Annotated in this window: 5 protein-coding genes and 1 pseudogene; 5 read left to right on the forward strand and 1 reads right to left on the reverse strand. The window is 59.9% G+C overall.

Annotated elements, in window-relative coordinates:
- The first annotated feature begins 207 nt into the window (after positions 1-207).
- The 5 genes from ACFPPB_RS20015 (at position 208) to ACFPPB_RS20035 (ending at position 4938) form a co-directional block, all read left to right on the forward strand.
- Positions 208-1239: an MFS transporter gene (locus tag ACFPPB_RS20015; protein ID WP_377330379.1), complete on the forward strand. Its 1032-nt coding sequence runs from the start codon at positions 208-210 to the stop codon at positions 1237-1239.
- 58 nt (positions 1240-1297) lie between these two features.
- A complete protein-coding gene (locus ACFPPB_RS20020) occupies positions 1298-1705 on the forward strand; it encodes a hypothetical protein (RefSeq protein ID WP_377330381.1) in 408 nt (135 codons plus the stop codon).
- A 150-nt stretch (positions 1706-1855) separates the two neighbouring features.
- On the forward strand, positions 1856-2863 hold the full coding sequence (locus ACFPPB_RS20025) for an ABC transporter substrate-binding protein (protein ID WP_377330383.1): 1008 nt from the start codon (positions 1856-1858) through the stop codon (positions 2861-2863).
- A 188-nt stretch (positions 2864-3051) separates the two neighbouring features.
- Positions 3052-3870, forward strand: coding sequence for a hypothetical protein (locus ACFPPB_RS20030; RefSeq protein WP_377330385.1), 819 nt, complete (start codon positions 3052-3054; stop codon positions 3868-3870).
- Positions 3871-4062: 192 nt separating this feature from the next.
- Positions 4063-4938, forward strand: a complete 876-nt coding sequence (locus ACFPPB_RS20035) for a PepSY-associated TM helix domain-containing protein (RefSeq protein WP_377330387.1) — start codon at positions 4063-4065, stop codon at positions 4936-4938.
- 13 nt (positions 4939-4951) lie between these two features.
- On the opposite strand, the pseudogene ACFPPB_RS20040 reads toward ACFPPB_RS20035, so the two are convergent.
- A pseudogene (locus ACFPPB_RS20040) lies at positions 4952-5056 on the reverse strand (IS1595 family transposase); the annotation flags it as partial.

Here is a 5056-nt window from a genome sequence, read left to right on the forward strand (position 1 = left end):
GGCTAAATACCTTGGCCAGCGCCTGCTCACGAAACGCCAACGAATACGTTTGTTTGATCTTCAACTTACACCTCTGAGCTTCTTGATTAAGAAATTTCAGAGGCGACAACTAGTCTGACGCCGCGGGTTCAGGGGCCACTTGCTCGACCGCTTCGGCCGGCGACCGGTGTTTACCTGGTCGCTGGTCTGGTACGTCAGCACGCGAGCATGGCCTTCCAGCGCACCGGCGAGCTGCTCAATCTTTGGCGCTTCATCGCGGGTGTCGGCTTCGCGGTGCAACTGGTGACCATCGACACCTATATCCCCGAGCTGATTCCGGGGGTCCGAGCGCGGTCGCGCGTTTTCCATCAACCAGTTCATCACCTTCTGCGTGGTACCGGTGGTCGCGCTGCTGGCATGGCTGCTGATGCCGGTCAGGCCGCTGGGCTTCGATGGCTGGCGCTGGGTGGTGTTGATCGGTTCGATCGGGGCGGCTGTGGTGTAGCTGCTGATCAGGAAAATTCCCGAGAGTCCGCGCCGGCTTGCCCTGCAGAGGCGGCAGGACGAGGCCGAGGCGGTGATGATCGAGCGCAAGGTGTGCGCCGAGCGCGGCCGGCAGTTGCCGCCCCCCAGCCGGTGCCCGCGCACGAGCATGGCAGCGGCCGGTTTCCCGACATCTTCTCTGCCGGTTATGGCAAGCGCACCGTAATGCTGTCGGTGTTCAACATGACGCAGGTGATCGGGTTCTACGGGTTCGCCGCGTGGGTGCCGACGCTGCTGATCGCGCGCGGCATCACGCTGACGCACAGTCTCGAATACTCGTTCGTCATCGCCATAGCCAACCCGATCGGACCATTGCTGGGCACGCTGTTTGCCGATCGCACCGAGCGCAAGCTGCAGATCATTCTCGGACTGGTGGTGATGGGGCTGGCCATGCTGGCTTTTGCGCAGGCCAGCCGTCCAGCGGTCCTGATCGCCCTGGGGGTGCTGTTCACCCTTGCCGCCAACGTGATGTCCTACGCCTACCACAGTTATCAGGCCGAGCTTTACCGCATCCGCGCCCGCGCGATTGGTTTCGTCTACTCGTGGACCCGTCTCGCCGCCGCCTTTGCCGGCCTGGCCATCGGCTACTTCTTCGGTGCCGGCGGCGTTCCGGCGGTGGCCATCCTCATCGCGATCGCCATGGTGGTCGGCATCGTCGTCATCGGGGTGTTCGGGCCTGCGACGAAGGGCAGGGCGCAGGAAACGATCAATCGGTGAGGTGGTGTCTTGCGGGCCGGACCGGGTGCCGGATTCTTATCCGCGATCTCCCGTCCACATGCCGCCGTTCGAGCAGAGTTTCCTTAAAGGATTTTCAGAAAGATTTAAGACTGCATACAGGACGCGTGGCTATGGTCCGGAGAGCATTTCATCCATGGCAGCCCGACGGGCATGCCGCAAGGGAGGGGACGATGTCGACGACACGAAAGAACCCGCCGGCGTGCGCGGTGATCGCCGGACTTTACTCTATACGACCCGGATACGGGCCAGGGCAGTGGGCTTTGTCTATTCATGGAGCCGCATCACCGCCAGCTTTGCCGGGTTGGCCATAGGTTATCTGCTGAATGCGGGCGGCGCGCTGGCGGTGGCGGTATTCATTGCCATCGCGATGGTGGTCGGCATCGTCGTGATCGGCGTATTCGGGCCGGTAACCTGGGGTATTCCGCTGGAGAGAATCAATCATTGAGGCCGTGCCGGTGCAACCGTCGAAGTCCACGCAAAGTCAGCCGTGTTCTCCATCGCACCAGGACGTCGGTTGTACCGGTTCAGCATTGACCAGGGCGAGTGAGAACACCTGCTGTAACCGAGCAATTGGGTCCTTAAAGGAGGAGATGTCATGCTCTGGAAATTGATCTGCTTCGTGTCGCTCATGCTGCTACCGCTTGCCGGTGCCAGCGCCAAGAATGAGGGGTCGAACGAAAATTTTCCAAGAGTCGTTCTGGGAGTCGACGGGATCGGCCAACCTCGAAACCTGCCGATCCTGGTGGCAGAGCGCCTTGGTTATTTTCGCGCGGAAAGTTTGACCGTGACACTGGTTGATGCCCCGGGCGAACCGTCGCCGGCCGCACTCGTCAAGGATCGACGCGCCGATGGGGCGGTCGCGTTTTACCACCATACATTCATGAACCAGACAAGCGAACACCAAGTCACGACTTCTGTCCTGCTCATGGGCGGAACCACTCAACTCAAGCTGATGGTCGCCTCTCGTCTGCGAGGTAAAGTGAAATCGCCCGCTGATCTCAAGGGGCTCAAGGTTTACACCGGGGGCACCAATTCGGGAAAGACGACGTCGACAAATTGGCTGCTTGAGCACAATGGCCTGAGCATACGGGACTATACGCCGCTTGCGCCGACGAGCCCTGGGGCCATGGCGCATGCGCTGGAAAGCGGCGCCGCCGACGCGATCATGGCGCACGAGCCCGACGCCAGCTATTACAAGGACAGCGGTGCAGCCTTCATGCTGGTCGATCTTGAGTCGGTCGAGGGCACGCGGCACGCGCTCGGCAGCCTTTACCCGGCTACCGCCCTTTACCTCCCCCGTACCTATATAGCGGAACATCCCGACATTGTTCGTCGACTGGTTGATGCTTGCCGGCAGGCCGTGGCGTATATCAAGACCCATGACGCAGCCACCATCGCCGACCGGTTGCCGCCCAAAGTCGTCGGCAAGGATCGCCCTGCTTTCGTCAGGTTGTTGGCGCAAGACAAGCGCGCATTCGAGATCGACGGTCAAATGCCGGCCGATGCTGCCCGCAAGGAATGGAAGGTCATGACGGCGTTGACGCCAAAATATGGCGCAATCGACTTCGCTGACACGTTCACCAATAGGTTTGTCTCAAAGTGAGCTGTCGTTGCCGACTGAAAATTTACCATTTCTGCTGGTTTGAAATCGATCGTGTTTCTGCAGTGACAAGCTAAAGCCAGTGTGGGTTATGGATTGCAAAATGCGTATTTGCCAGACGTTTCAAACGTAGCGCGCAATCGCATCGGCGGCACGTAGTCAATTTGAATCAAGATTGACGTGAGAGGATCATGAATATGTGTTGGCGATTGAAATACCCCCGTCACTGGCTTGCGCTTGTGCTTGTGTCCGGACTCGTTGCAGAAATGTCTGCCCCCGCGCAGGCAGCACCAGACAAGGCGGCGGCAGACAGAGCGGCGGATCCCGTCCTGACTCTGGCGTTCAAAGTCAAGCCTGCCGACCGGCCCGCGTTCCGAAAGCTCATGACAGACGTCCAGGCGACCCGGCTGCGCAAATGGAAGGGACAAGGATTGCTGGCCGGCTATCGGCTGTTGGCCACCCGCTATGCCGACCATGGTCAATGGGATGTGATGGAAGTTTTGGACTTCCGCGATGATGCCGCTCTGGCGCGGTGGAGCCTGCTTGAGAGCGACACTGTGGGCGGCCTTCCCACAAGCGCGCTTGCTCTCGTCCAGTCCGTGATAACCACGCCGGTTGAACGCGTTGACGCCGGTGGACCGCGTACAGCGAGCAATCCTGCGGTACTGGTCGTGCCCTATGTCGCGCACGTCTCAGCGGGCGAATATCAGAGCTATCTGGATGGCTATACCATCCCTCAGTTCAAAGGATGGATCGCCCAGGGCATTCTAGACAGTTATGACGTTCTGACCAGCGTCTATCCGGCCGGCCGGCCATGGACAACCTTGATCATCCTGCGCTATCGCGATGATGCGGCGCTCGCACGCCGCGAAGAGGTCAAGGCGAAAGTGAGAGCAGAGCTGACCGCCAATCCTGCATGGAAGGCTTTCAGCAAGAACAAGATGGACCTGCGCGCCGAAGGGGTGGCTGCACTCGCCGACGAGCTTGCCGCTTCCGAAGTTGCACGATGAAACTGCGCAAGCGCTTAGACAAGCGTGCCCCGGCAAAGCCCTTGTCAACCGATCGGGCTGGAGTAACTGATGAGGGATACGGAACGGCCTGATGGCGCTTGATACCGCCAGCGATGGGTGTGACCGGTCGGAACTTAAAAAGAAATCGGGGGGCGCCGGCAAGGGCCTCCTGGAAACCGGGTAGCCAATCCGATGAATGCGAGTTTTCACAAATGCCTCTCGTGGCTTCACACCTGGTCTGGCCTGACTATCGGGTTTGCCATCGTGATGTTTGCAGTGACGGGGGCCGGGCTGGTCCTTCGTCCCGAACTGGACGCCGTCGTCAACCGGGATCTCCTCATCGCACCGGTGTGCAGCGCGCCACTGCCGATCGACGCCCTGGATGTCGCCGCGCGAGCAGCCCATTCATCGAGCAGGCCCTATGCCATCGAGATCACGCGTGCCCCGGCCGCCTCGACCGCCGTAAGGTTTGCCAATGACGATTACGTCTATCTCGATCCATGCACGGCACGGGTATTGGGAATACGGAACCGATATGGAGGATTCTTCGGCACCATGGAATGGTTGCATCGGTTCAAATTTATCGGCCATGGCGATGGAAGCGGGAAATTTGTCGGCGGCTGGGTGAGCGCCATCTTCGCAGTTCTCCTGATCGCTGGCGGCTTGATCCTTTGGTGGCCGCGCCGGCGTGGTGAATTCAGGAGTGCTGTCGCTTTCCAATGGCGCCGTTCAGGCAGCGCGCGCACGCTGAGTCTGCACAAAATTGCCGGCCTGTATTGCTCATCCCTGTTGCTGGTGATTGTACTTACGGCCCTGCCATTGTCGTTCCAGCCGTTTCGCCAACTGATTGGTTGGGCCACACACTCCTCGGTTGATACACCGGCGCCGTCCAAAATCGAAGACTCATCGAGCGCTGCAAGGCTTCTGACAATGGATAGTCTGTGGCAGCACGCGCTGGAACGTGTTCCGAACATCGCATCGGCGTCGCTCTATTACCCGGCCGCTCACAGCGCTGTGGTGCATGTGGAAATACTTGAGTCGGGCATGCCGCATAAAGACGCCACCTGATTAGCCCTGATCCTCAGCCATGAAAATTGCTAGCCATCCGCAAGACCGGCTCCGCATGGGGCTTGCACAGCATCATGGCGCGAGCCAGACGCGGCAGCATCTCGCGCAGTCGAAAACG

Origin of the sequence: Rhodanobacter terrae, from assembly GCF_042657005.1 — a bacterium.
Lineage (GTDB): Bacteria > Pseudomonadota > Gammaproteobacteria > Xanthomonadales > Rhodanobacteraceae > Rhodanobacter > Rhodanobacter terrae.